This window comes from Pseudomonas sp. URIL14HWK12:I5 (assembly GCF_900176445.1).
Taxonomy (GTDB): domain Bacteria; phylum Pseudomonadota; class Gammaproteobacteria; order Pseudomonadales; family Pseudomonadaceae; genus Aquipseudomonas; species Aquipseudomonas monteilii.
The window spans coordinates 613,583-634,865 of sequence record NZ_FWXQ01000002.1 but is presented as its reverse complement, the minus strand read 5'-3'; the positions used below and the strand labels follow the sequence as shown (position 1 = coordinate 634,865).

21 protein-coding genes and 1 pseudogene are annotated in these 21,283 nt (G+C 63.2%); 19 read left to right on the top strand and 3 right to left on the bottom strand.

Translation table 11 applies throughout. The annotated features are described in order from the left end of the window. The first annotated feature begins 141 nt into the window (after positions 1-141). The 11 genes from B9A31_RS07595 (at position 142) to B9A31_RS07545 (ending at position 12,538) form a co-directional block, all read left to right on the top strand. Positions 142-1,014: a MurR/RpiR family transcriptional regulator gene (locus B9A31_RS07595; RefSeq protein ID WP_016713843.1), complete on the top strand. Its 873-nt coding sequence runs from the start codon at positions 142-144 to the stop codon at positions 1,012-1,014. Positions 1,015-1,036: 22 nt separating this feature from the next. After that, complete coding sequence (locus B9A31_RS07590) at positions 1,037-1,789, top strand: transporter substrate-binding domain-containing protein (RefSeq protein ID WP_019098355.1); 753 nt, start codon at positions 1,037-1,039, stop codon at positions 1,787-1,789. A gap of 85 nt (positions 1,790-1,874) precedes the next feature. Beyond that, positions 1,875-2,594 (top strand): ABC transporter permease, encoded by a 720-nt coding sequence (locus B9A31_RS07585; protein WP_016713841.1) that lies wholly within the window; start codon positions 1,875-1,877, stop codon positions 2,592-2,594. Then, positions 2,591-3,301: an ABC transporter permease gene (locus B9A31_RS07580; protein ID WP_019098354.1), complete on the top strand. Its 711-nt coding sequence runs from the start codon at positions 2,591-2,593 to the stop codon at positions 3,299-3,301. Before B9A31_RS07585 ends, B9A31_RS07580 begins: the two co-directional genes overlap by 4 nt. Positions 3,302-3,317: 16 nt before the next feature. Beyond that, entirely contained in the window at positions 3,318-4,562 is a 1,245-nt protein-coding gene (locus B9A31_RS07575) for an NAD(P)/FAD-dependent oxidoreductase (RefSeq protein WP_016713839.1), read from the top strand. A gap of 22 nt (positions 4,563-4,584) precedes the next feature. Then, positions 4,585-5,367 (top strand): amino acid ABC transporter ATP-binding protein, encoded by a 783-nt coding sequence (locus tag B9A31_RS07570; RefSeq protein WP_019098353.1) that lies wholly within the window; start codon positions 4,585-4,587, stop codon positions 5,365-5,367. Positions 5,368-5,724: 357 nt separating this feature from the next. After that, entirely contained in the window at positions 5,725-6,534 is an 810-nt protein-coding gene (locus tag B9A31_RS07565; protein WP_016713837.1) for a gamma-glutamyl-gamma-aminobutyrate hydrolase family protein, read from the top strand. A 361-nt stretch (positions 6,535-6,895) separates the two neighbouring features. Further along, positions 6,896-7,807, top strand: a complete 912-nt coding sequence (gene kdgD / locus B9A31_RS07560) for a 5-dehydro-4-deoxyglucarate dehydratase (RefSeq protein WP_016713836.1) — start codon at positions 6,896-6,898, stop codon at positions 7,805-7,807. A 103-nt stretch (positions 7,808-7,910) separates the two neighbouring features. Beyond that, a complete protein-coding gene (locus B9A31_RS07555) occupies positions 7,911-9,275 on the top strand; it encodes an MFS transporter (protein WP_019098352.1) in 1,365 nt (454 codons plus the stop codon). 77 nt (positions 9,276-9,352) lie between these two features. Further along, positions 9,353-10,906, top strand: a complete 1,554-nt coding sequence (gene garD / locus B9A31_RS07550; RefSeq protein ID WP_025752604.1) for a galactarate dehydratase — start codon at positions 9,353-9,355, stop codon at positions 10,904-10,906. Between the two features lie 51 nt (positions 10,907-10,957). Continuing rightward, positions 10,958-12,538 (top strand): aldehyde dehydrogenase (NADP(+)), encoded by a 1,581-nt coding sequence (locus tag B9A31_RS07545; protein WP_025752606.1) that lies wholly within the window; start codon positions 10,958-10,960, stop codon positions 12,536-12,538. Between the two features lie 75 nt (positions 12,539-12,613). Here B9A31_RS07545 and B9A31_RS07540 read toward each other — a convergent pair whose 3' ends face one another. Next, positions 12,614-13,363, bottom strand: a complete 750-nt coding sequence (locus tag B9A31_RS07540; RefSeq protein ID WP_019099577.1) for a FadR/GntR family transcriptional regulator — start codon at positions 13,361-13,363, stop codon at positions 12,614-12,616. A gap of 185 nt (positions 13,364-13,548) precedes the next feature. Between B9A31_RS07540 and B9A31_RS07535 the strand changes: the two genes are divergently transcribed. Further along, the gene (locus tag B9A31_RS07535; RefSeq protein ID WP_025752608.1) at positions 13,549-14,199 is read left to right on the top strand and encodes a DUF998 domain-containing protein; all 651 of its coding nucleotides are present in this window, start codon (positions 13,549-13,551) and stop codon (positions 14,197-14,199) included. Between the two features lie 74 nt (positions 14,200-14,273). Next, positions 14,274-14,603 (top strand): hypothetical protein, encoded by a 330-nt coding sequence (locus tag B9A31_RS07530; RefSeq protein WP_025752610.1) that lies wholly within the window; start codon positions 14,274-14,276, stop codon positions 14,601-14,603. Between the two features lie 89 nt (positions 14,604-14,692). On the opposite strand, the pseudogene B9A31_RS26975 reads toward B9A31_RS07530, so the two are convergent. Beyond that, positions 14,693-14,808 (bottom strand): annotated as a pseudogene (locus tag B9A31_RS26975) (LysR family transcriptional regulator); the annotation flags it as partial. 58 nt (positions 14,809-14,866) lie between these two features. On the opposite strand from B9A31_RS26975, the gene B9A31_RS07525 reads away from it, so the two are divergent. Further along, positions 14,867-15,775 carry a LysR family transcriptional regulator gene (locus B9A31_RS07525; protein ID WP_025752611.1) on the top strand — a complete coding sequence of 303 codons (909 nt, stop codon included), beginning with the start codon at positions 14,867-14,869 and terminating at the stop codon, positions 15,773-15,775. Here the strand turns inward: B9A31_RS07525 and B9A31_RS07520 are convergent, their stop codons facing one another. After that, entirely contained in the window at positions 15,776-16,294 is a 519-nt protein-coding gene (locus tag B9A31_RS07520; RefSeq protein ID WP_027608904.1) for a DMT family transporter, read from the bottom strand. 195 nt (positions 16,295-16,489) lie between these two features. Between B9A31_RS07520 and B9A31_RS07515 the strand changes: the two genes are divergently transcribed. Genes B9A31_RS07515 through B9A31_RS07495 form a run of 5 tightly spaced genes read left to right on the top strand, consistent with a single transcriptional unit; the run spans position 16,490 to position 21,270 of the window. Further along, positions 16,490-16,999: a MarR family winged helix-turn-helix transcriptional regulator gene (locus tag B9A31_RS07515; RefSeq protein WP_084296844.1), complete on the top strand. Its 510-nt coding sequence runs from the start codon at positions 16,490-16,492 to the stop codon at positions 16,997-16,999. Positions 17,000-17,035: 36 nt separating this feature from the next. After that, positions 17,036-17,965, top strand: a complete 930-nt coding sequence (locus B9A31_RS07510) for a GNAT family N-acetyltransferase (RefSeq protein ID WP_019099571.1) — start codon at positions 17,036-17,038, stop codon at positions 17,963-17,965. 50 nt (positions 17,966-18,015) lie between these two features. Beyond that, positions 18,016-18,882, top strand: a complete 867-nt coding sequence (locus B9A31_RS07505) for a class I SAM-dependent methyltransferase (RefSeq protein WP_019099570.1) — start codon at positions 18,016-18,018, stop codon at positions 18,880-18,882. Next, the gene (locus B9A31_RS07500; protein ID WP_027614951.1) at positions 18,872-20,509 is read left to right on the top strand and encodes an FAD-binding oxidoreductase; all 1,638 of its coding nucleotides are present in this window, start codon (positions 18,872-18,874) and stop codon (positions 20,507-20,509) included. The genes B9A31_RS07505 and B9A31_RS07500 overlap by 11 nt, the downstream gene beginning before the upstream one ends. Then, positions 20,506-21,270 carry a hypothetical protein gene (locus B9A31_RS07495; RefSeq protein WP_025752615.1) on the top strand — a complete coding sequence of 255 codons (765 nt, stop codon included), beginning with the start codon at positions 20,506-20,508 and terminating at the stop codon, positions 21,268-21,270. Before B9A31_RS07500 ends, B9A31_RS07495 begins: the two co-directional genes overlap by 4 nt. The last annotated feature ends 13 nt before the right edge of the window (positions 21,271-21,283 follow it).

Here is a 21,283-nt window from a genome sequence, read left to right as displayed (position 1 = left end):
GAAGCTCCTTGTTGGTATTGGAATGGCTACAGCGTTGCAACGACAAAAACTTTCCTGCATGTGACAGCAATCTGTCAAATGTTGACTTGATGACAGAAAACATTCATTTTCTTCCCCAAGCCTTACCCCTGGAGCCACAGCATGAGCCAACCGATCAAGCAACGCCTGGAAAACAGCCTCGAAGGAGCCGCTGCCTCGGGCCGCAAGATCGCCACCTACATGCTTGCCAACCTGCACGAACTGCCGTTCCAGACTTCAGCCAGCATCGCGGCCAAGCTGGGCGTCAGTGAATCCAGCGTCGGGCGCTTCTGCCGTTCATTGGGTTATGCCCACCTCAAGGCATTAAAACAAGACCTGCAGAACGACTTGGGCGATGGCCCGTGGCTGGTCGGCGACCGCCTGCAAGATTACCGCCAGAACCAGGACGCCAGCGACAACGCCGGCAGCCTGGAACTGGAAATCGCCGCCCTGGTGCGCGTGCACGAGTACCGCCAGAGCCCGGCCTGGCACAGCGTGGCGCAGCGCCTGGCCAGCAAGCCACGGGTGTTCATCGCCGGCTTCCAGACCGAGCGCGGCGTGGCCATGTGCATGAGCCACTTGCTGCAATACCTGCGCGATGGCGTACAACTGGTCGATATCAGCGCCGGGCACTTCGGCGAAGTGCTGCTTGGCCGCGCCGAAGACAGCGCCCTGGTGGTGTTCGAAGCGCGCCGTTATTCCCGCCATGCCTTGATGCTGTGCCAGAAGGCGCGCGAGGCGGGCATCGCGGTCACCCTGGTGACCGACACCTTCTGTGACTGGGCCGATGCCAACGCCGACGAGGTGTTCCGCATCCCCACCGAGTTCAACCTGTTCTGGGAATCCACCTCGACGATGCTGTCGTGGGTTCACCTGATGGTCAACGAGGTCTGCAAGAAACTCGGGCCTGATGTTGAAAAACGCTTGGAAGCGACTGCCGCTCTACATAACGAGTTCGTCGGCTACACCTCGTGGTCGGCGGGCAAACAACAATAGCAAGAGTGCAATGAGGTGCGAGATGAACAAGACCATGGCCTTGGTGGGTGCGTGTGCCCTGCTGCTGACGGGTGCCGCCAGTGCCGAAACCCTGCGTTTTGCCACCGAGGGCGCCTACCCGCCCTTCAACTATGTCGATGCCGATAACAAACTGCACGGCTTCGACATCGACATCACCCACGCCCTGTGCGAACAGATGAAAGTCGAGTGCACGCTGGTGGCCCAGGACTGGGAGGGCATCATCCCGGCCCTGATGGCACGCAAGTACGACGCTATTGTCGCCTCGATGATCGACACCGAAGAACGTCGCAAGAAAATCGCCTTCACCGACCATTACTACCGCACCCCGCTGACCGTTGCCGTCGCCAAGGACAGCAAGATCGACAGCGCCCAGACCGACTTTGTCGGCTACACCGTTGGCGCCCAGTCGTCGTCCACCCAGGCCATCTACGCCGAAGACGTGTATGGCAAAGCCGGCGCCGACGTGAAGCTGTACCCGACCATGGACGAAGCCAACGCCGACCTGGCCGCCGGGCGCCTGGACGGGGTGATTGCCGACAAATTCCCGCTGCACGAGTGGATGACCAAGAACGGTGGGGATTGCTGCAAGATCCTCGGCGACGTGGCAAACACCAAAGCCGATGCTGCCATTGCCGTGCGCAAGGAAGACGAGGCCCTGCGCCAGCGCCTGAACGTTGCACTGCAACAGATCGTGGCCAACGGCACCTACCAGAAGATCGCCAGCAAGTACTTCGCCTTCGATATCTACAACTGATCTTCAGGAAGTCTTGCGAAATCTCTATGGGAACGGCGTTGCGTCGCTCCCACAGAGACCGCACTACCCGTCCAAGGGGTTTGTCATGCTCGATCAATTGTCCTTGCTGTCCTTCGCCAGCGGAGGCTGGGGCCAGGCGCTGCTGGCCGGCGCGCTGGTTACGGTTTCCCTCGCCCTGGCCTGCCTGCCCATCGGCCTGCCGCTGGGCCTGGTAGTCGCCCTGGCCGCACGCTCGCGCAAACGCCTGCCACGGGCCTGGGCCACCACGTTCTCTACCGTGTTCCGCGGCCTGCCAGAGCTGCTGACGTTGCTCATCATTTATTATGGCTGCCAGATTGCCGCGCAGAAAATTCTGGCTGCCATGGGCTACGAGGGTGAGTTCCTGATCAACACCTTCCTTGCCGCGATGATTGCCTTCAGCCTGGTGTTCGCCGCGTTTTCCAGCGAGATCTGGCTGGCAGCCTTCAAGACCCTGCCCAAAGGCCAGCTGGAAGCCTGCTCGGCACTGGGCCTGAGCAAGCGCACCGGCTTCTTCAAGGTGCTGTTGCCGCAACTGACCCGCATCGCCCTGCCCGGCTTGTCAAACAACTGGCTGTCGCTGCTCAAGGACACCTCGCTGGTGTCGACCATTTCGCTGGTCGACCTGATGCGCCAGACCAACCTGGCGGTCAGCGTGACCAAGGAGCCGATGTTTTTCTACGGCGTCGCCTGCCTGGGTTACCTGCTGTTCGCGGCACTTTCCGGGCGCGTGTTCGCCTACATCGAACGGCGCAGCAACCGCCACCTGCAAGGAGCACGCGCATGAGCTTCGAACAACTGCTGGCACTGGTGCTCGACCCCGACCTGCTGGAACGTTACGGCCCACGCTTTCTCGATGGCCTGCTGGTAACCGCCAAGCTGGTGGCCATTTCCTTCAGCCTGGGCGCCGTGCTCGGCCTGTTGCTGGCCCTGGCTCGCATGTCGCGCAGCCTGGTGCTGCAGCGTATGGCCGCCGGTTATGTGTACTTCTTCCGTGGCTCGCCGCTGCTGGCCCAACTGTTTCTGCTGTATTACGGCCTGGGCTCGCTCAAGGGCTTCTGGCAGGACGTCGGCCTGTGGTGGTTCTTCCGCGAGGCGTGGTACTGCACCTTGCTGGCATTCACCCTGAACACCGCCGCCTACCAGGCCGAGATCTTCCGCGGCAGCCTGATGGCCGTGGCACCCGGCCAGCATGAGGCAGCCCGGGCGCTGAACCTGAAACGCTCGACCACCTTCTTCAAGGTGATCCTGCCGCAGTCGCTGCTGGTGGCCATAGGCCCACTGGGCAACGAACTGATCCTGATGATCAAGGCCAGCGCGATTGCCTCGCTGGTGACCATCTACGACCTCATGGGCGTGACCAAACTGGCCTTCTCGCGCAGTTTCGACTTCCAGATCTACCTGTGGGCCGCTGTGCTCTACCTGGTGATCGTGGAACTGGTGCGGCGCCTGCTGAAACACCTGGAAGCCCGCCTGGGCCGCCACCTGAACTGACCGAAGGATACGTTCCATGCATTGCCAGACCCTTGTCCTCGGCGCCGGCATCGTCGGCGTCAGCACCGCGCTGCACCTGCAGGCCCGCGGGCGCCAGGTGATCCTGATCGACCGCGACGAACCGGGCAGCGGTACCAGCCACGGCAACGCCGGGTTGATCGAACGCTCCAGCGTCATCCCCTATGCCTTTCCCCGGCAACTGGGCGCATTACTGCGCTACGGCCTGAACCGCCAGCCCGATGTGCGCTACAGCCTGGCGCACCTGCCCAAGGCCGCGCCGTGGCTGTGGCGCTACTGGCGTCATTCAGCCCCTGGCCGGCTGGCCGGCGCCGCCGCTGACATGCTGCCGCTGGTGCAGCGCTGCGTCGAAGAACACGACGCGCTGATCGCTGCTGCCGGCCTTGAAGGGCTGGTGCAGGCCAAAGGCTGGATCGAAGTGTTCCGCGACCCGGCCCTGTTCGAGCAGGCCAAGGCCGATGCCAAAGGCCTGAGCCGCTATGGCTTGCAATTTGAAATCCTTGAATGCGGGCAACTGCAGGCCCGCGAGCACCAGCTGGACGCCACCGTGGTCGGCGGCATCCACTGGCTCGACCCGAAGACCGTGAACAACCCCGGCGCCCTCACCCGTGGCTACGCGGCGCTGTTTCAGCAGCGCGGCGGGCAGTTCCTGCATGGTGATGCGCGCAGCCTGCGCCAAGCCAACGGCCAATGGCGGGTCGAGAGCCGCCGCGGCCCGATTACCGCCGACGAGGTGGTGGCCTGCCTAGGCCCACAGTCGGCCGAACTGTTCAGCGGCCTGGGCTACCAGATCCCGCTGGCGATCAAGCGCGGCTACCACATGCACTACAGCACTCGTGACGGTGCGCAACTGGAGCACTCCATTTGCGATACCCAGGGCGGCTACGTGCTGGCACCGATGGCGCGCGGCGTGCGACTGACGACCGGCATCGAGTTCGACGCAGCCAGCGCGCCCGGCAACCAGATCCAGCTGGGCCGCTGCGAGGCCCTGGCGCGCAAGCTGTTCCCGGCCTTGGGCGAACGCCTGGATGACACGCCGTGGCTGGGCCGTCGCCCGTGCCTGCCCGACATGCGCCCGGTGATCGGCCCTGCACCGCGCCACCCGGGGCTGTGGTTCAACTTCGGCCACGCCCACCACGGCCTCACCCTGGGCCCGGTCAGCGGTCGGCTGGTGGCCGAGCTGATCACCGGCGAACACCCCTTCACCGACCCCGCGCCCTACAGCGCGACCCGTTTCGACTGAACCCACGCGGGAGAAAAACAACATGACCGCACCACTGAGCCTTGCCAGCCTTGCCCCCGAGCCCGACCCACGCCAGGTGCTGATACGCATCGAAGGCCTGAACAAGCACTACGGCGCGTACCACGTGCTGCACGACATCGACCTGCAGGTGCGCGAAGGCGAACGCATCGTGCTGTGCGGGCCGTCCGGCTCGGGAAAATCGACGCTGATCCGCTGCATCAACCGCCTGGAGGTGGCCCAGCAGGGCAGCATAAAGGTCGACGGCATCGACCTGGCCGCCACCACCCGGGAAGCGGCGCAGGTGCGCAGCGATATCGGCATGGTGTTCCAGCATTTCAACCTGTTCCCGCACATGAGCGTACTGGACAACTGCCTGCTCGCCCCTACCAGCGTGCGCGGGCTGTCGCGCAAGGACGCCGAGGAACGGGCGCGCATGTACCTGAAGAAGGTGGGTATCGAAAGCCAGGCGCACAAGTACCCCAGCCAGCTATCCGGTGGCCAGCAGCAGCGCGTGGCGATCGCCCGGGCGCTATGCATGAAGCCGAGGATCATGCTGTTTGACGAGCCAACCTCGGCGCTGGACCCAGAAATGGTTGCCGAGGTGCTGGATGTGCTGGTGCAGCTGGCCGGCACGGGCATGACCATGCTGTGCGTGACCCACGAAATGGGCTTTGCCCGGCAAGTGGCCGAGCGGGTGCTGTTCCTTGAGGGTGGGCAAATCATCGAGGACAGCCCGCCGCAGGTGTTCTTCAACCAGCCGCGTACCGACCGGGCCAAGGCGTTTCTGGCGCAGATACTGCACTGAAGCCTGCTCTGGCCTCTTCGCGGGCTTGCCCGCGAAGAGGCCGGCACAAGCAACACTTTATTGCACCGCTGCAAAGACCCAACTGCATCGTTAAATATTATTGACCGGCATCCCCGCCAAACCCACGCCACAACAGGCCCGCATCGGTTTCAGCCCCCAAAAACCGGTGCATTCCCCGCGTTAAAGCCCTCTTCAGTCGTTTGACATATCGAACGGCTCTGGCAAGCTATCTACATGCCCCGACCGGAATCGTCGCCTCTGACGAGCCGGCAGTGCTCGGGGCTACAGGCTGCACCCAAGGCTCCGCGCCGTGCACCTGCACAACAACGACAGGCCGAACCTGTCCCAAGGTGACATATGTCCAACAGCAACATTGGCAACAAGCAACCTTCCCTGCGCAAACCCGTCGTCCTGATGACCATGGGCAGCCAAGAGCGCAAAGGCCATGACTATCAAGTCATGACCCACAAATACATCACGCCGCTGGTCGAGTTCTCCGATTGCGTTCCGGTACTGGTGCCCACCTGCTGCGGCACTGAAGACCTCGAGACCTACCTGGACATGGCCGACGGCGTGTACCTGACCGGCGCTGGCAGCAACATCGACCCGGCCCTGTATGGCCAGGAAAACCAGACCCCAGGCAAGGGCCAGGACCAGAACCGCGACCTGTTCGACATCCCGCTGGTCAAGGCGGCGATCAAGCGTGGCCTGCCAATCTTCGGCATCTGCCGTGGCATGCAGGAAATCAACGTCGCCCTGGGCGGCGACATCTACCAGAAGGTGTACGCCGAGCCGGGCTTCAACGACCACCGGGAAAACCCGGAAGACCCGGTTGAAGTGCAATACGCTCAGGTTCATGGCGTAAAAATCCAGCCAGGCAGCTGGCTGCAGGACACCCTGGGTACCGACGAGATTCGCGTCAACTCGTTGCATGGCCAAGGCCTGCGCAAGCTCGGCGCTGGCATCGAAGCCATCGCCCACGCCGAAGACGGCCTGGTCGAGGCCATTCACGCCCCGAGCATTTCGCCGTTCCTGTTCGCCGTGCAGTGGCACCCGGAATGGCAAGCGGCGAAAAACCCTGATTCGATCAAGATCTTCCAGGCATTCGGCGATGCTTGCCGCGCCCAGGTACGCAAGGCGCAGATCAAGCGCCAGCACGCTGCCTGACCTACCGTTTCCTCTGCTTTGATCGCGGGGTGGCGCAAGGCCGCCCCCGTTTCCCCGGTCACCCTCTGCTGGTCCCAGAACACTTCCCGTGGATGCGGGCGGCGGGCTTGTGCCTGTCTCCGCGATCGTTTTTCCCTCCCCTCTCAAGAGATACGATGACTGATTGTGATTGGTCTGCCATCGGTGTCTTCGGCTCCTTCTTCTGTAACCCGCGAAGACGCCAGTACAGAATTAACCCTTCCCTCCTGCACCGCCGCAAAAAAATCTCGCAAAGGGACTAGTCATCGTACAAGTTGTACGATAACTTACCTCCAACGCAGAACAACACCCTTCACCCAAGCGCCACAGGATGCCTACAACAATGACTCCACAAGAACTGAAATCCATCCTCTCCCACGGCCTGCTGTCTTTCCCGGTCACCGACTTCAACGCCCAGGGCGATTTCAACCAGGCTGGCTACATCAAACGCCTGGAATGGCTGGCCCCGTATGGCGCCAGTGCCCTGTTCGCCGCTGGCGGCACCGGTGAGTTCTTCTCCCTGGCTGCCAGCGAATACAGCCAGGTGATCAAGACCGCCGTCGACACCTGTGCTACTTCGGTACCGATTCTCGCCGGCGTGGGTGGCTCCACCCGCCAGGCCATTGAATACGCCCAGGAAGCCGAGCGCCTGGGTGCCAAAGGCCTGCTGCTGCTGCCGCACTACCTCACCGAAGCCAGCCAGGATGGCGTTGCCGCCCACGTAGAAGCGGTGTGCAAATCGGTAAAAATCGGCGTGGTGGTGTACAACCGCAACGTCTGCCGCCTGAACGCCGACCTGCTGGAAAAACTGGCCGAGCGCTGCCCGAACCTGATCGGTTACAAAGACGGCCTGGGTGATATCGAGCTGATGGTGTCGATCCGTCGCCGCCTGGGCGACCGCTTCAGCTACCTGGGTGGGCTGCCGACCGCCGAAGTGTATGCTGCTGCCTACAAGGCCCTGGGCGTACCGGTGTACTCCTCCGCCGTGTTCAACTTCGTGCCGAAGACCGCCATGGACTTCTACAACGCCATCGCCCGTGACGACCACGCCGCCGTGGCCAAGCTGATCGACGATTTCTTCCTGCCGTACCTGGACATCCGTAACCGCAAAGCCGGCTACGCCGTCAGCATCGTCAAGGCCGGCGCCAAAATTGCCGGTTACGACGCAGGCCCGGTGCGCACGCCGCTGACCGACCTGACTGCCGAAGAGTACGAAATGCTCGCAGCCCTGATGGACAAGATGGGTCCGCAATAAGCGCACCCCTGCGGCCTGCCCTTGCCGCACCCGGAGTGGGAAGCCCCACTCCGGTTACAATTCGTGAGCCCGCACAAAAATAACTAGTGGGAGTATTACCAGCATGCAAGCGACTAAGAAGACGCATGTGCGCTACCTGATCCTGTTCATGCTGTTTCTGGTGACCACGATCAACTATGCCGACCGCGCTACCATTGCAATCGCAGGTTCCAGCCTGCAGAAAGACCTCGGCATTGACGCCGTAACCCTCGGTTATATCTTCTCCGCCTTCGGATGGGCTTACGTAGCTGGCCAGATTCCTGGTGGCTGGCTGCTCGATCGTTTCGGTTCCAAGAACGTCTACGCCTTCAGCATCTTCACCTGGTCGCTGTTCACCCTGTTGCAGGGTTTTGTCGGTGGCCTTCCGGTTGCCTGGGCCGTAGTGACCCTCTTCACCCTGCGCTTCCTGGTTGGTTTCGCCGAAGCCCCGTCGTTCCCGGGCAACGCGCGCATCGTCGCCGCCTGGTTCCCCACACAGGAGCGTGGCACGGCCTCGGCCATCTTCAACTCGGCACAGTACTTCGCCACTGCACTGTTCGCGCCGATCATGGGCTGGATCGTGTTCAGCTTCGGCTGGGAGCATGTGTTCGTGGTCATGGGCGCACTGGGCATCGTGTTCTCCATGGTATGGCTGAAGACCATCCACAACCCGCGCCAACACCCCCGCATCAGCCAAAGCGAGCTTGAACACATCGAGCAGAACGGCGGCCTGGTGGACATGGACCAGAAGCGCGGCAACGACGGCCCGAAATGGGGCTACATCAAGCAGCTACTGACCAGCCGCATGCTGCTGGGCGTGTACCTGGGCCAATACTGCATCAACGCCATCACCTATTTCTTCCTCACCTGGTTCCCGGTGTACCTGGTGCAGGAGCGCGGCATGACCATCCTCAAGGCGGGCTTCATCGCCTCGCTGCCGGCGGTCTGCGGCTTCATTGGTGGCGTGCTGGGTGGCGTGATCTCGGACTGGCTGCTGCGCCGTGGCAACTCGCTGACCTTCTCGCGCAAACTGCCGATCGTCTGCGGCCTGTTGCTGTCGACCACCATGGTGTTCTGCAACTATGTAGACGCCGAATGGATGGTGGTCGGCTTCATGACCCTGGCGTTCTTCGGCAAAGGCATTGGCGCGCTGGGCTGGGCGGTGGTGGCGGACACCTCGCCCAAGCAGATCGCCGGACTGTCAGGTGGCCTGTTCAACACCTTCGGCAACATCGCCTCGATCACCACCCCGATCGTGATCGGCTACATCATCAGCGCCACCGGCTCGTTCAAGTGGGCGCTGGTGTATGTAGGTGCCAACGCCTTGGTGGCGGTGTTCAGCTACCTGGTGATCGTTGGCCCGATCAAACGCATCGAGCTGCGCGACGATGCCCCAAAGCCACAGGCTGAGCCTGCCGCCAACAGCGAACTGGCCAGCTCGCGCCACTGAGTGAACACGCCCGCGCCGGTTAACCGGTGCGGGCGGATGTACAAAAAGCCTGAGAACCTGACAAGTAGGGCCCAAACATGCAGTTGATCGAACATTCCGACTCGCCCCGCTACGTCCGCCTGCATGACGACGATAACGTCGTCGTGGTTGTAAACGACGGCGGCCTGGGCGAAGGCGCCCGTTTCGCCGATGGCCTGACCTTGGTCGAAGGCGTGCCACAAAGCCACAAGGTGGCCACCGTGACCATCGCCAAGGGCGAACCCGTGCGCCGCTACGGGCAAATCATCGGCTATGCGCTGGAAGACCTGCGCCAAGGCAGCTGGGTGCAGGAAAGCCAACTGGCCATGCCGTCCGCCCCGGAGCTGGACAGCCTGCCGCGCTGCGACGCTGTCCCGCAGCCCTTGCCGCCGCTGGAAGGCTTCACATTCGAAGGCTACCGCAACGCAGACGGTACCGTCGGTACCCGCAACATCCTCGGCATTACCACCACCGTGCAATGCGTGACCGGCGTGCTCGAACACGCAGTGAAGCGCATCCGCAGCGAACTACTGCCCAAATACCCCAACGTCGATGACGTGGTGGCCATCACCCACAGCTACGGCTGCGGCGTGGCGATCAACGCACGCGACGCCTACATCCCGATCCGCACCGTGCGCAACCTGGCGCGCAACCCCAACCTGGGCGGCGAGGCGCTGGTCATCAGCCTGGGCTGCGAAAAACTGCAGGCCGGCCAGGTGATGCACGACAACGACCCGTCGGTGGACCTCAGCGACCCGTGGCTGTACCGCCTGCAGGACGCCAGCCTGGGCTTTGTGGAAATGATCGAACAGATCATGGCACTGGCCGAAACCCGACTGAAGAAACTCGACCAGCGCCGACGCGAAACCGTACCTGCCAGCGAGCTGATCCTTGGCATGCAGTGCGGCGGCAGCGACGCCTTCTCGGGCATTACCGCCAACCCGGCACTGGGCTACGCGTCCGACCTGCTGGTACGCGCCGGCGCCACCGTGCTGTTCTCGGAGGTGACCGAAGTACGCGACGCCATTTACATGCTGACCTCTCGCGCCGAAAACCAGGATGTTGCCGGTGCCCTGATACGCGAAATGGACTGGTACGACCGTTATCTGGAGCAAGGTGCGGCCGACCGCAGCGCCAACACCACGCCGGGCAACAAGAAAGGCGGCCTGTCCAATATCGTCGAGAAGTCGCTGGGTTCGATCGTCAAGTCCGGCAGCGGCGCCATTCAGGGCGTGCTTGGCCCAGGCGAGCGAGTTACGCGCAAGGGCCTGATTTTCTGCGCCACCCCGGCCAGCGACTTCGTCTGCGGCACCCTGCAACTGGCTGCCGGCATGAACCTGCATGTATTCACTACCGGCCGTGGCACCCCATACGGCCTCGCCATGGCACCAGTGGTCAAGGTGTGCACCCGCAGCGAACTGGCCCAGCGTTGGCCCGACCTGATCGACATCGACGCCGGGCGCATCGCCACAGGCCGCTCGACCATCGAAGAGCTGGGTTGGGAACTGTTCCACTACTACCTGGACGTGGCCAGCGGCCGCAAGCAGACCTGGGCCGAACAGCACCGGTTGCACAACGACATCACCCTGTTCAACCCGGCACCGATTACTTGATGCCCAAGGCAGCAACCTATCAGACATTCTCTTAACCTACAGGAGCACCCCATGCCTGAAATCCTCGGCCACAACTTCATCGCCGGCCAGCGCAGCGCCGCCGGCCAACAGCGCCTGCAGAGCCTGGACGCCAGCACTGGCGAGGCCCTGCCCTACAGCTTCGCCCAAGCTACCGAAGCCGAAGTGGACCAGGCCGCCACCGCTGCCAAGGCCGCTTTCGCCGAATTCCGCCAATTGAGCCCAGCCCGCCGCGCCGACTTCCTCGATGCGATCGCCGCCGAGCTGGACGAACTGGACGACGCCTTCGTCGCCATCGTCTGCCGCGAAACCGCCCTGCCCGCCGCCCGTATTCAAGGCGAGCGTGGCCGCACCAGCGGCCAGATGCGCCTGTTCGCCCAGGTGCTGCGCCGGGGTGACTTCCTCGGTGCCCGTATCGACCTGGCCCTGCCCGAGCGCCAGCCGCTGCCGCGTGTAGACCTGCGCCAGATGCGCATCGGCGTTGGCCCGGTCGCCGTGTTCGGCGCCAGCAACTTCCCGCTGGCCTTCTCCACCGCCGGTGGCGACACCGCGGCCGCTCTGGCTGCCGGTTGCCCGGTGGTGTTCAAGGCGCACAGCGGCCACATGGCCACCGCCGACCTGGTCGGCTGCGCCATCGTGCGCGCCGCCGAACGTACCGGCATGCCCAAGGGTGTGTTCAACATGGTATTCGGTGGCGGCGTGGGCGAGTGGCTGGTCAAGCACCCGGCCATCCAGGCTGTCGGCTTCACCGGTTCGCTCAAAGGTGGCGACGCCCTGTGCCGCATGGCTGCCGAGCGCCCGCAACCCATCCCTGTGTTCGCCGAGATGTCCAGCATCAACCCGGTGATCGTCCTTCCGGGCGCCCTGGCCAAACGTGGCGAGGCCATCGCCCGCGAGCTGGCCGGCTCCGTGTGCATGGGCGCCGGCCAGTTCTGCACCAACCCTGGCATGGTCATCGGCTTGCAATCGCCTCAGTTCAGCCAACTGCTGGCCGACCTTGGCCTGCACCTGAACGCCCAGGCCGGCCAGACCATGCTCAACGCGGGTGGCCTGCGCAGCTACGTCGGCGGTCTGGAGCACCTGCACGCCCACGCGGGTATCCAGCACCTGGCTGGCCAGCCACAGGAAGGCAGCCAGGCCCGCGCCCAGCTGTTCAAGGCCGACGCCAGCCTGCTGGTGAATGCCGACCCGCTGCTGCAGGAAGAAGTGTTCGGCCCAACCACCGTAGCGGTCGAAGTGCAGGACAACGACCAACTGCGCGCCGCCCTGCTCGGCCTGCGTGGCCAGCTGACCGCGACGCTGATCGGTGAGCAGGAGGACTTCGAGGCCTTTGCCTGGCTGGTGCCGCTGCTGGAGGAGAAGGTCGGGCGCATTCTGGTCAACGGTTACCCGACCGGTGTCGAAGTGTGTGATGCGATGGTCCACGGCGGGCCCTACCCGGCCACCTCCGACGCCCGTGGCACCTCGGTTGGCACCTTGGCTATCGACCGCTTCCTGCGCCCGGTGTGCTACCAGAACTACCCGCAGGCGTTGCTGCCTGAAGCCTTGCGCGACGGCAACCCATTGGGTCTGCGCCGTTTGGTCAATGGTCAGTGGAGTGACGCGGCGATCTGAGTGATTGCCTGAAACAAGAAAGCCCCGCGCATGGCGGGGCTTTTCTTTTGGCAGTGTCCGCTGGCAAGAGAAACTTCAGGCCCCTTGCGCCTCAGCCTCTTCATGTACCTGACGCAAGCGCTCCCGGCTATTGCTCAGGTGCATGCGCATGGCCATCTTCGCCCCCTCGCTGTCACGCCGGGCGATTGCTTCATAAATCGCCTCGTGCTCATGCATCAACCGGCTCATGTAATGCGCCTGGTCATCATGGGCCAGCCGCGCCGAATTCACCCGGGTGCGAGGGATGATGCTGGTGCCCAGGTGGTTGATGATATCGGCGAAGTAATGGTTGCCACTGGCCTGTGCAATGCGCAGGTGAAACTGGAAGTCCGCCGACACCGCATCGTTGGCATGGGCCGCCCCTTCGTTGAGCTCATCCAGCGCCGCACGCATGCCTGCCAGCTCTTCATCGCTGCGCCGCTGCGCCGCCAGGCCTGCCGACTCGATCTCCAGGGCAATGCGCAATTCCAGAACAGCCAAAACCTCGCGCAACGTAACCACGGTGGCTGGGTCAATGCGAAAGCCCCCGGTGGCCGGCGCGTCCAGCACGAAGGTGCCGATGCCGTGACGGGTCTCGACCTGCCCGGCGGCCTGCAGCCGCGAGATCGCCTCACGCACCACGGTGCGGCTGACGCCCTCCTCAGCCATGATCTGCGATTCGGTCGGAAGCTTGTCGCCACGCTTGAGCTGGCCACTGCGAATGCGCTCGGTCAGCACCGTGACCAGTTCCTGGGCCAGACTACGCGGCTTGCGCCGGGTCCTTGCCTGTACCTGCTGCTCTGTCATTGCCCTGTGTTTCACCTTGAAAGACAGCGCTCATCATAGCGCATGCAGTTGTACGATCACATACACCCGGTGCGGTATTTATTGCACATCCCTGTAGCGCCACCTCGGGAAAAGCTGGCCCAAAGCCAGCGCAAGCCTGTACTGTGCGCCTTTGCGCTCACTCATCCATGGAAGGAAGACCCGGCATGAAACCCCACGACCGCCTGCTGCTCGCCAGCGGCCTGCTGATCCCCCTCTGGCTGCTGGCCGGTGTATGGCTCACTGCCCAAGCCTACCCCGGCTACGACCACCTGCAACAGGCCATGAGCCAACTCGGCGCCGTTGGCTCGCCAACCCATAGCTGGTCGCCACAGGTTAACAACTTCCCCTTGGCCGTACTGTTCGCACTGTTAGCCTGGGGCCTGGCGCGGCGCTGGCGTCACTCCAGACTTGCACTGCTGAGTGCGGGCCTGGTGCTGCTACACGGTGTCGGCAGCCTGGGCACCGGCTGGTTCCCCTGCGACCAGGGGTGCGCTCCGGCGCAGCCGTCTACCTCTCAGCAACTGCATAACCTGTCCGGCCTGCTGATGTTTCTCTCACTGACCTTGGCCAGCGCCTTGTGGGCCTGGCTGGGCAATCGCATTGCGGGTTCACCCGCTCTGTCATTGTTCTCCCTGGCCTGTGTGGTCCTGGCGATCGTTACCGTCGCCCTGATGGGCCAGGCGCTAGAAAACGGCCAGTTGTTCGGCCTGTACCAACGGCTGAACTATGGCGTGTCGGTGATCTGGGTCGCCGGCCTGGCCTGGGCCAGCCTGCGCAAGCCTGCCACCAACCCGCTGCGCATGGCGGTGATCTGACGGCAAATTGCTGGCCCCCGGTCTTGAAAAGCGAAGGCAAACTTCCTTCCTCTTCATATGCTTAGGACAGCAACATGCGAGTATTTCTAGCAACGTTGGCCGGTTGCCTGCTGGCCACGCTCGCTTTCGGCGCCCAAGCCCGGGCGCCAAGCCAGAACGATCGCCACACCTGCACCTGGGGGGCGCAGATAGCCGCCGAAGCCCAACAGGCCAAGCTTTCCGGGGTCACGCTGTATGCCACGCGAAAGAAGCTGCAGGTACGCAAATTCCCCAAACCGTGGATGCGCATGACCGCCTTCGGTATTACCGAGCAGACCTACAACAGCCGCTCGCGGCTAAAACCGTCCGCAATCAGGCAGACTTACTACGAGCAGTGCGTTCAGCACGCTGTAGCAAGAAGATGATTTGTTATTTATCAAATATTTATGCAATAAACTTTAGAGTCAGTCTTGAATAACGACAGGCCACTTCAAGGCCGCCAAGGGGCTCCGGCCTAGAAGCGGTCTTCCAGCCAGGCCTTGAATGCCCCCAGTGCCGCTGTATTCAGGCGCGCGGTCGGCCGCACCAGGTAAATGCCCGCTGCCACTGCGGCAACACCCGCACCAGGCGGTGCTTGCATTTGTTAATCTGATAAAGACATTTGAATAGTGATAAAGCCATTCACCCCATGGATGAACTGCGCAAGATCGACCTCAACCTGCTGCTGGCCCTTCACGCGCTGCTCAGCGAGAAACACGTGACCCGCGCCGCCCTGCGCCTGCACCGCAGCCAGCCGGCGGTAAGCCACGCCCTGGCGCAGTTGCGCAAACACTTCGACGACCCCTTGCTGGTTCGCCAGAACGGCCGCATGGCGCTCACCACACTCGCCCAGTCGCTGGCCAGCCCGCTGCAGGATGCGCTGGGCAGCCTCAACGGCCTGCTCGCCACCCCCCAGTTCGACCCGGCCAAGGCCCAGCGCCGTTTCAGGCTGTCGCTGTCCGACTACTCGTCGCGCATTATCCTGCCACCCCTGATGCGCCATCTGCGCCAGGTCGCACCCGGGGTAGACCTGGCCATCAGCCAGGCCAGCCGCGAAACCATGCTGGCCCAACTGCTCGATGGCGAACTGGACCTGGCCTTGGGCATCTTCCCGGACCGGCCCCAAGGCATCACTACCCAGCCGCTGTTTGCCGACAGCTTCATCAGCGTCGCCGACCGCCAGGTCCTGCCAGCCAGCGGCGGCTTGGCGCTGGAAGACTGGCTGGCGCGCCCGCATGTACTGATGGCCATGCGCCCGGACGCCTTCGATGAGATTGAACGTGCGCTGGCAGCCCAAGGCTTGCGCCGTCGAATTGCCCTGGCCTTGCCGCACTGGAGCGCAGCGGTGGAGGTATTGGCCGGTACCGACCTAATCCTTACCGTGGCCAGCCGCGCCGTAGGCTCGCTGCACCCGCACACGGCGTTACGCCAGTTCGAACCGCCGCTGGCAATCCCCTCGTTCGACTACCAGCAAGCCTGGCACAGCCGCAAGGACAACGACCCCGGGCATCGCTGGCTACGCGAAACCGTGTGGGCCTGCAGCCAACCGGGGTGCTGATCAACCTTCTGGCTGCTTCACCACCGCTGCGGCACTGGCCGGTGTCGCCGTCGCCCAGGTGCCCTGCACCAGCAGCACGCCACATAAAATCAGCACCACGCCCGCCAGCCTGGCCAGGTTGAGTGGCTTGCCAGTCAACCCCATTACCCCAAAATGGTCGGCCAGCACTGCCGTGATGATCTGCCCTGCCACGACCAGTACCAGGAAGCCCGCAGCCCCCAACCTTGGGGTAAGTGCAGCAGCACCGGCCACATACAGTGCCCCCAGAACACCCCCTACCCACAACCACCAGGGCCCCTGCAGCGCCTTGCCCATGTCCGGTGCAGGCACCCTCAGAACCAGCAGGGCAACAATCACCACCAGCGAACTCACCGTCAACGAGGTGAACGCCCCCCATAACCAGTGCCCCAATGCCCGACCTACGGCAGCGTTAGCGGTGGCCTGAAAGGGCAGTACGGCACCGGCAAACAACGCCAGGGCAAGCGGCAGAACCAACAGAAGCATGGATTTACTGAACATGGACGTGCCTTTTCAACGTGTTGATGACCGCCATCATCGTGCAATGCACCAAGCTGATGGAAATCAAAATCATGCACATGAACTATTCGTAACATGTATGAAAAACAGACATGCAACGCACTAATTCAACAGCTGTCGCAGCCCTGTAACACAAGCACTGTTGACTTACTAAGGCACCAAGATAAACTGCGCCTTATGAATATTCTTGAGAACAAGCATCACATCATGCTCGACGCACTGGCAGAGGCCCCTGCCGACGCCAGGCAAAGCGTGCGCCTGTGTTTCGAACTGCTGTCCGCGGCTGCGGCAATCAACCGCGTGTGCGCGGTTCGCCTGGCTCGCCATAACTTGTCGGAGGGGCGTTTCGCCATCTTGCTGACGTTGCAAGCGGCTGGCGGACGCTTGTCGCCACTGGAACTGGCGACGCGTCTGGCGATTACTTCAGGCACCGTCACCGGTCTGCTCGACGGCCTGCAAGGCGACGGCTTCATCAAGCGCCGCAAGGATGCCCACGACCGTCGCAAACTGAGCATCAGCCTTACCCCGGCAGGTGTTGCTGTCCTGGACGCGGTATTCGCCGAACACACCGACTGGATCGGCACGATCATGCACACGCTGGACAACACACAGCGCGAAGCCCTTTCCACCGCGCTGCAGGCACTTTCGGCGAGCCCTGCCTTGGCATTGCCACCCGACAAGCACTGAAGCCAATACACCCGTCAAACCACATGGAGGTGGATGATGTTGCAGAATCAGAGCGTACTGGCACGAATCGGCAGGAAGCCGCGCGTGCACAGCGAGCGCGACCAGGTAAGGCGGCGCCAGGCCTGGCTTGAAGCCTGCCTGCCAGCAGCACTCTACCGGCGGCTGTTCATTCGCCGCCTCTGCAGCCAGCCGCTAGCCATTGAAGGCTTCAGCTTTCGACCGGTGCAGAATCTGTATGAACTCGAGCAGGCCCTGCGCCTGGTCAACGACAGCTATGCCCGTCGCGGCATTGCTACTGTGTGCCGCGCCGGCATGCGCTTCTCACCCTTTCACCTGCTACCTGGCACCACCACGTTCGTGGCACTGAAAGGCGACCAGGTGGTGGGGACCGTGTCACTGATCGAAGACTCGCCGCTCGGTTTGCCGCTCGAAGACGTGCATGTCAACGAAGCGGTGTTGCAACGCCTGGGCGGTGGCCGCCTGGCCGAAGTCGGCACCCTGGCGGTCTGTAGCCACTACAAAGGCAAAGGCGTGCCCCTCATGCTGTACAACGCCATGTTCCGTTGGGCCATGGACCATCGCCGGGTAAATAGCCTGCTGATCGCCGTGCACCCTCGCGCCGCCGGCTTCTACCGCAACGTGCTGTTCTTCTCGCCCATTGGCCCCGTGCAGACCTACACCAAGCTCAACAATGCCCTGTCGCTACCCCTGGCCTTGAACCTGAACCAGGCACGCCAGGTGTTCGCCAAGGTCTACCAGCACCCTGGGCTGGGCTTTACCGTCGAGCAGCAGCACACCGACCTTTTCGACTTTTTCTGCGCACGGCATTTCCCGCACATCCAGTTGCCCGTCGCGCCGCCTCAAACCCACTGGAGCACTGACGAAGTGCTCACCCACATGGCACGTTGCGGCACCTCGCCGCGCCATCTGACGCCGCGGGTACGGCGGGTTCTGCAACTGGATTGAGCAGCCCGCCCCGCGCTCCACACCACACGACTTTCATGGAGGATACGTTCATGGACATGGGATTGCTGCGCGCGATCTACAGGGAAATTACCCTCAGGCACCCCCTGGTGCGCACGCCTGAGCCTGATCTGGTAATGGCTGACGACGCCTGTGTCTCGGCTTACGCCGACAGTGCAGGCCAAGGCCAGGCGCTGTCCGGTACGTACCTGTACCACTGCGCCCAGATGTGCGCGTTGATCAAACCGGGCGATGTCGTGCTGGACATCGGCTGTGGCCCGGCCAGCCTGCTGCTGCAACTGGCCCGCCTGAACCCGAGGGCCGAATTCATCGGCACCGACCTTTCGGCCACCATGCTCGAGGTGGGGCAGGCCTCGATTCGCCAGCAAGGCATCGACAACGTCGAACTGCGCGAGGAAGACATGACTCGCCTGGCCGGTATCGCCGACCGCAGCGTTGACGTGGTGATCTCTTCGATGGCGCTGCATCACTTGGCCGACCTCACTCAACTGGAAGCTACGTTTCGCAACATCGCACGCGTGCTCCGCAATGACCGGGCCATCTACCTGAACGACTTTGGCCGGCTCAAGTCGGTAGAGTCGGTGGACTATTTTGTCAGCCGCGCCAGTGATGGAGCCGACCAGGCCACACTGCTCGACTACCGCAACTCGCTGCTGGCTGCTTTCTCTCTGGAAGAGTTCCAGACCCTTGCCGCCAGTTACCTCGGCCCATGCGCCAAGGTATACAGCACAGCGGTCAGCCCGCTGATGATGGTGATCCGCACCCCCAAGCGGCGCTGTGTGGCAGCGATGAAGGGCGAATTTCGGCGACGCTACCGCGATTTGCCACGCAGCCGCAGGGCCGACGTCGACCAACTGCGCCTGTTCCTTGGCATGGGAGGCCTGGCTAGTGCGTTCTGAGCCGCAGGGGCTACAAGCCGCCTTGGCAGCCTGGCGCGCGGTGCTGGGTGACGCCCATGTCCAGAATGACGCCAGCACGCTGTGCCAGCTGAAGCAGGACACCATGCGCTCGCCCGCCCATGCCAGTGCCAGGCTCAGGCCAGCCAACAGCGAGCAGGTAGCCGCCTGCCTGGCCATTGCACACCTGCACGGTGTCGCGGTGCAGCCGGTAAGCACAGGCCACAACTGGGGCTATGGCGGCGTGGCAACGCTTCACGAGCACTGCGTGCAACTTGACCTGTCGCGCATGGACAAGATCCTTGCCTTCGACGAGGCTCTGGGCGTGGTCACCCTTGAACCAGGCGTTACCCAGGCCGCGCTGGCCGATTACCTGGCCAGTCGCAACCTGCCATTCCTTACGCCAGTCACCGGCGCAGGGCCCACCTGCAGTGTGTTGGCCAACGCGCTGGAGCGCGGCTTTGGCATCACACCGTTAACGGACCACTGGCAAGCCGTCATGGGCCTTGAAGCCATTCTGCCCGATGGCCAACGCTATCGCTCGCCGATGTGGGCAACGGGCACCACCGCCTGCTTCAAGTGGGGCATCGGCCCCTACCTGGACGGCCTGTTCAGCCAGAGCGGGCTGGGGGTGGTGACACAAATGTCGATCGCCTTGGTCAAGCGCCCACAGGTCGTGCAACCGTTCTATTTCTGGGTGGACTCGGCAGCACAGCTCCCGGCCGCCCTCGATGGCATCAAGCGCATTCTGGAACGTTGCGCCAGCCAGGTGGGCGGCATCAACCTGATGAACAGCACGCGTCTGCTAAGCATGGCCTACGACACCCGGCCCCTTACCCAACTGAATCAGGCCGAACGCAACGCCGCCGCGCAATCGCTGGCATTGCCCGCCTGGATGGGGGTAGGTTCGATCTACTGCGAACAGGCGCAGCTGGCTTCGCTCAAGGGCATCATCCGCAGCGAACTGCGGCGGTTCTGCAGCCGTTACCTGTTCCGCAGCCAACGCCAGCTGGCGCTGGCTGAGCGTGCCTTGCGTCTGCTGCCGGGGGCCTGGTCCAGGCATTGGCAACTGACCTTGAGCAAACTGCGCATGGGCGTTGAACTGATGGAAGGCCAGCCGAACCAGGTGGCACTGCCGCTGGCTTACGCCGCAGGTGCGCAACCGCAGCAAGGCGCCTTGCTCGACCCGGCCCGGGACAACTGCGGCCTGATCTGGTACGCGCCTATCCTGCCCCTGCGCAGCCAGCAGGTAGCCACCTTCGTCTCGCACATGGAACAGGCTTGCGAAACCCATCGCATGCCCTGCCCGGTTACCCTCACCACCTTGTCGGGCCGCGCAATCGACTGCACCGTGCCGTTACTGTTCGACCGCAACGATGCCCCCGCCAGCAGCCGCGCCGAAGACTGCTACCGGCAGTTGTTCCGCACGGGCAAACAGCAAGGCGTACTGCCCTATCGGCTTCCCCTGGCCTTCATGGGCTTGCTGAGCGAAACACAAGCGCCTGCCTGGCAACTCGGGCAGCGCATCAAGGATGCGCTGGACCCAGAGCACCTGCTCGCGCCAGGGCGTTATTGCCCGTTGGCGCCAGCCCTCCACTGCCAACCTGCTGTGATGGAGCCTCAGCAATGACTGATGATCGCAAGTCCCTGATCGACCTTGGCCAACTGCCAACCCGCAACCTGGCCGAATGCCTGGCCGTGGATCAGGTGACACTGGCCAATGCCCTGGCCACCCGGTTACCTGCGGCGCTGGTCGAGCAACTGGCTGCCTGCGCTGACCAGGTTCAGACGCTGGGCCTGTCAAAAAAGGTTGCAGCCATCGGCCTGGCGCTGGGCCAATGGCTGGAACATGCACCCGCCCCCCTGCGCCAGGAGGTGTTCGAGCAATGCTGTGCGCACCCGTCCGACACCGTACGCAGCTGGGCAGCCTTCGCTCAGGCACACCTTTCGCGCACGCTGCCTGCACAAGACGCCCTGCTGGCGCAGTTGCGCTTCGCCCGCGATGAGCATTTCGGTGTACGCGAATGGGCCTGGATTGCCCTGCGCCCACGCCTGGCACAGCAGCTGGACACCGCCATGCCGTTGCTCAGCCGCTACGCAGGCGACGCAGACCCGCTGGTGCGACGCTTTTGTATCGAAATCCTGCGCCCACGTGGCGTCTGGTGTGAGCACATAGCCGCGCTCAAAGAACAACCGGAAGTGGCCGAGCCGTTGCTCGTGCCGCTGTTGGCCGAGGCTGAAAAGTACGCCCAGGACTCGGTCGCCAACTGGCTTAACGATGCCAGCAAAACCCGACCCGATTGGGTGCTCCAGCTGTTTCAGCGCTACCCCCCCGGCTGCAAGGCCTCGCAGCGAATCCACACCCGGGCAACCCGAAGCCTGCCCCAGTGAATCACCACAAGGA

What these genes read in the sequence shown, in the direction of transcription:
- B9A31_RS07595 (WP_016713843.1), top strand. Translation starts at nt 142, where the DNA reads ATGAGCCAACCGATCAAGCAACGCCTGGAAAACAGCCTCGAAGGAGCC.
- B9A31_RS07590 (WP_019098355.1), top strand. Translation starts at nt 1,037, where the DNA reads ATGAACAAGACCATGGCCTTGGTGGGTGCGTGTGCCCTGCTGCTGACG.
- B9A31_RS07585 (WP_016713841.1), top strand. Translation starts at nt 1,875, where the DNA reads ATGCTCGATCAATTGTCCTTGCTGTCCTTCGCCAGCGGAGGCTGGGGC.
- B9A31_RS07580 (WP_019098354.1), top strand. Translation starts at nt 2,591, where the DNA reads ATGAGCTTCGAACAACTGCTGGCACTGGTGCTCGACCCCGACCTGCTG.
- B9A31_RS07575 (WP_016713839.1), top strand. Translation starts at nt 3,318, where the DNA reads ATGCATTGCCAGACCCTTGTCCTCGGCGCCGGCATCGTCGGCGTCAGC.
- B9A31_RS07570 (WP_019098353.1), top strand. Translation starts at nt 4,585, where the DNA reads ATGACCGCACCACTGAGCCTTGCCAGCCTTGCCCCCGAGCCCGACCCA.
- B9A31_RS07565 (WP_016713837.1), top strand. Translation starts at nt 5,725, where the DNA reads ATGTCCAACAGCAACATTGGCAACAAGCAACCTTCCCTGCGCAAACCC.
- kdgD (WP_016713836.1), top strand. Translation starts at nt 6,896, where the DNA reads ATGACTCCACAAGAACTGAAATCCATCCTCTCCCACGGCCTGCTGTCT.
- B9A31_RS07555 (WP_019098352.1), top strand. Translation starts at nt 7,911, where the DNA reads ATGCAAGCGACTAAGAAGACGCATGTGCGCTACCTGATCCTGTTCATG.
- garD (WP_025752604.1), top strand. Translation starts at nt 9,353, where the DNA reads ATGCAGTTGATCGAACATTCCGACTCGCCCCGCTACGTCCGCCTGCAT.
- B9A31_RS07545 (WP_025752606.1), top strand. Translation starts at nt 10,958, where the DNA reads ATGCCTGAAATCCTCGGCCACAACTTCATCGCCGGCCAGCGCAGCGCC.
- B9A31_RS07540 (WP_019099577.1), bottom strand. Translation starts at nt 13,363, where the DNA reads ATGACAGAGCAGCAGGTACAGGCAAGGACCCGGCGCAAGCCGCGTAGT.
- B9A31_RS07535 (WP_025752608.1), top strand. Translation starts at nt 13,549, where the DNA reads ATGAAACCCCACGACCGCCTGCTGCTCGCCAGCGGCCTGCTGATCCCC.
- B9A31_RS07530 (WP_025752610.1), top strand. Translation starts at nt 14,274, where the DNA reads ATGCGAGTATTTCTAGCAACGTTGGCCGGTTGCCTGCTGGCCACGCTC.
- B9A31_RS07525 (WP_025752611.1), top strand. Translation starts at nt 14,867, where the DNA reads ATGGATGAACTGCGCAAGATCGACCTCAACCTGCTGCTGGCCCTTCAC.
- B9A31_RS07520 (WP_027608904.1), bottom strand. Translation starts at nt 16,294, where the DNA reads ATGTTCAGTAAATCCATGCTTCTGTTGGTTCTGCCGCTTGCCCTGGCG.
- B9A31_RS07515 (WP_084296844.1), top strand. Translation starts at nt 16,490, where the DNA reads ATGAATATTCTTGAGAACAAGCATCACATCATGCTCGACGCACTGGCA.
- B9A31_RS07510 (WP_019099571.1), top strand. Translation starts at nt 17,036, where the DNA reads ATGTTGCAGAATCAGAGCGTACTGGCACGAATCGGCAGGAAGCCGCGC.
- B9A31_RS07505 (WP_019099570.1), top strand. Translation starts at nt 18,016, where the DNA reads ATGGACATGGGATTGCTGCGCGCGATCTACAGGGAAATTACCCTCAGG.
- B9A31_RS07495 (WP_025752615.1), top strand. Translation starts at nt 20,506, where the DNA reads ATGACTGATGATCGCAAGTCCCTGATCGACCTTGGCCAACTGCCAACC.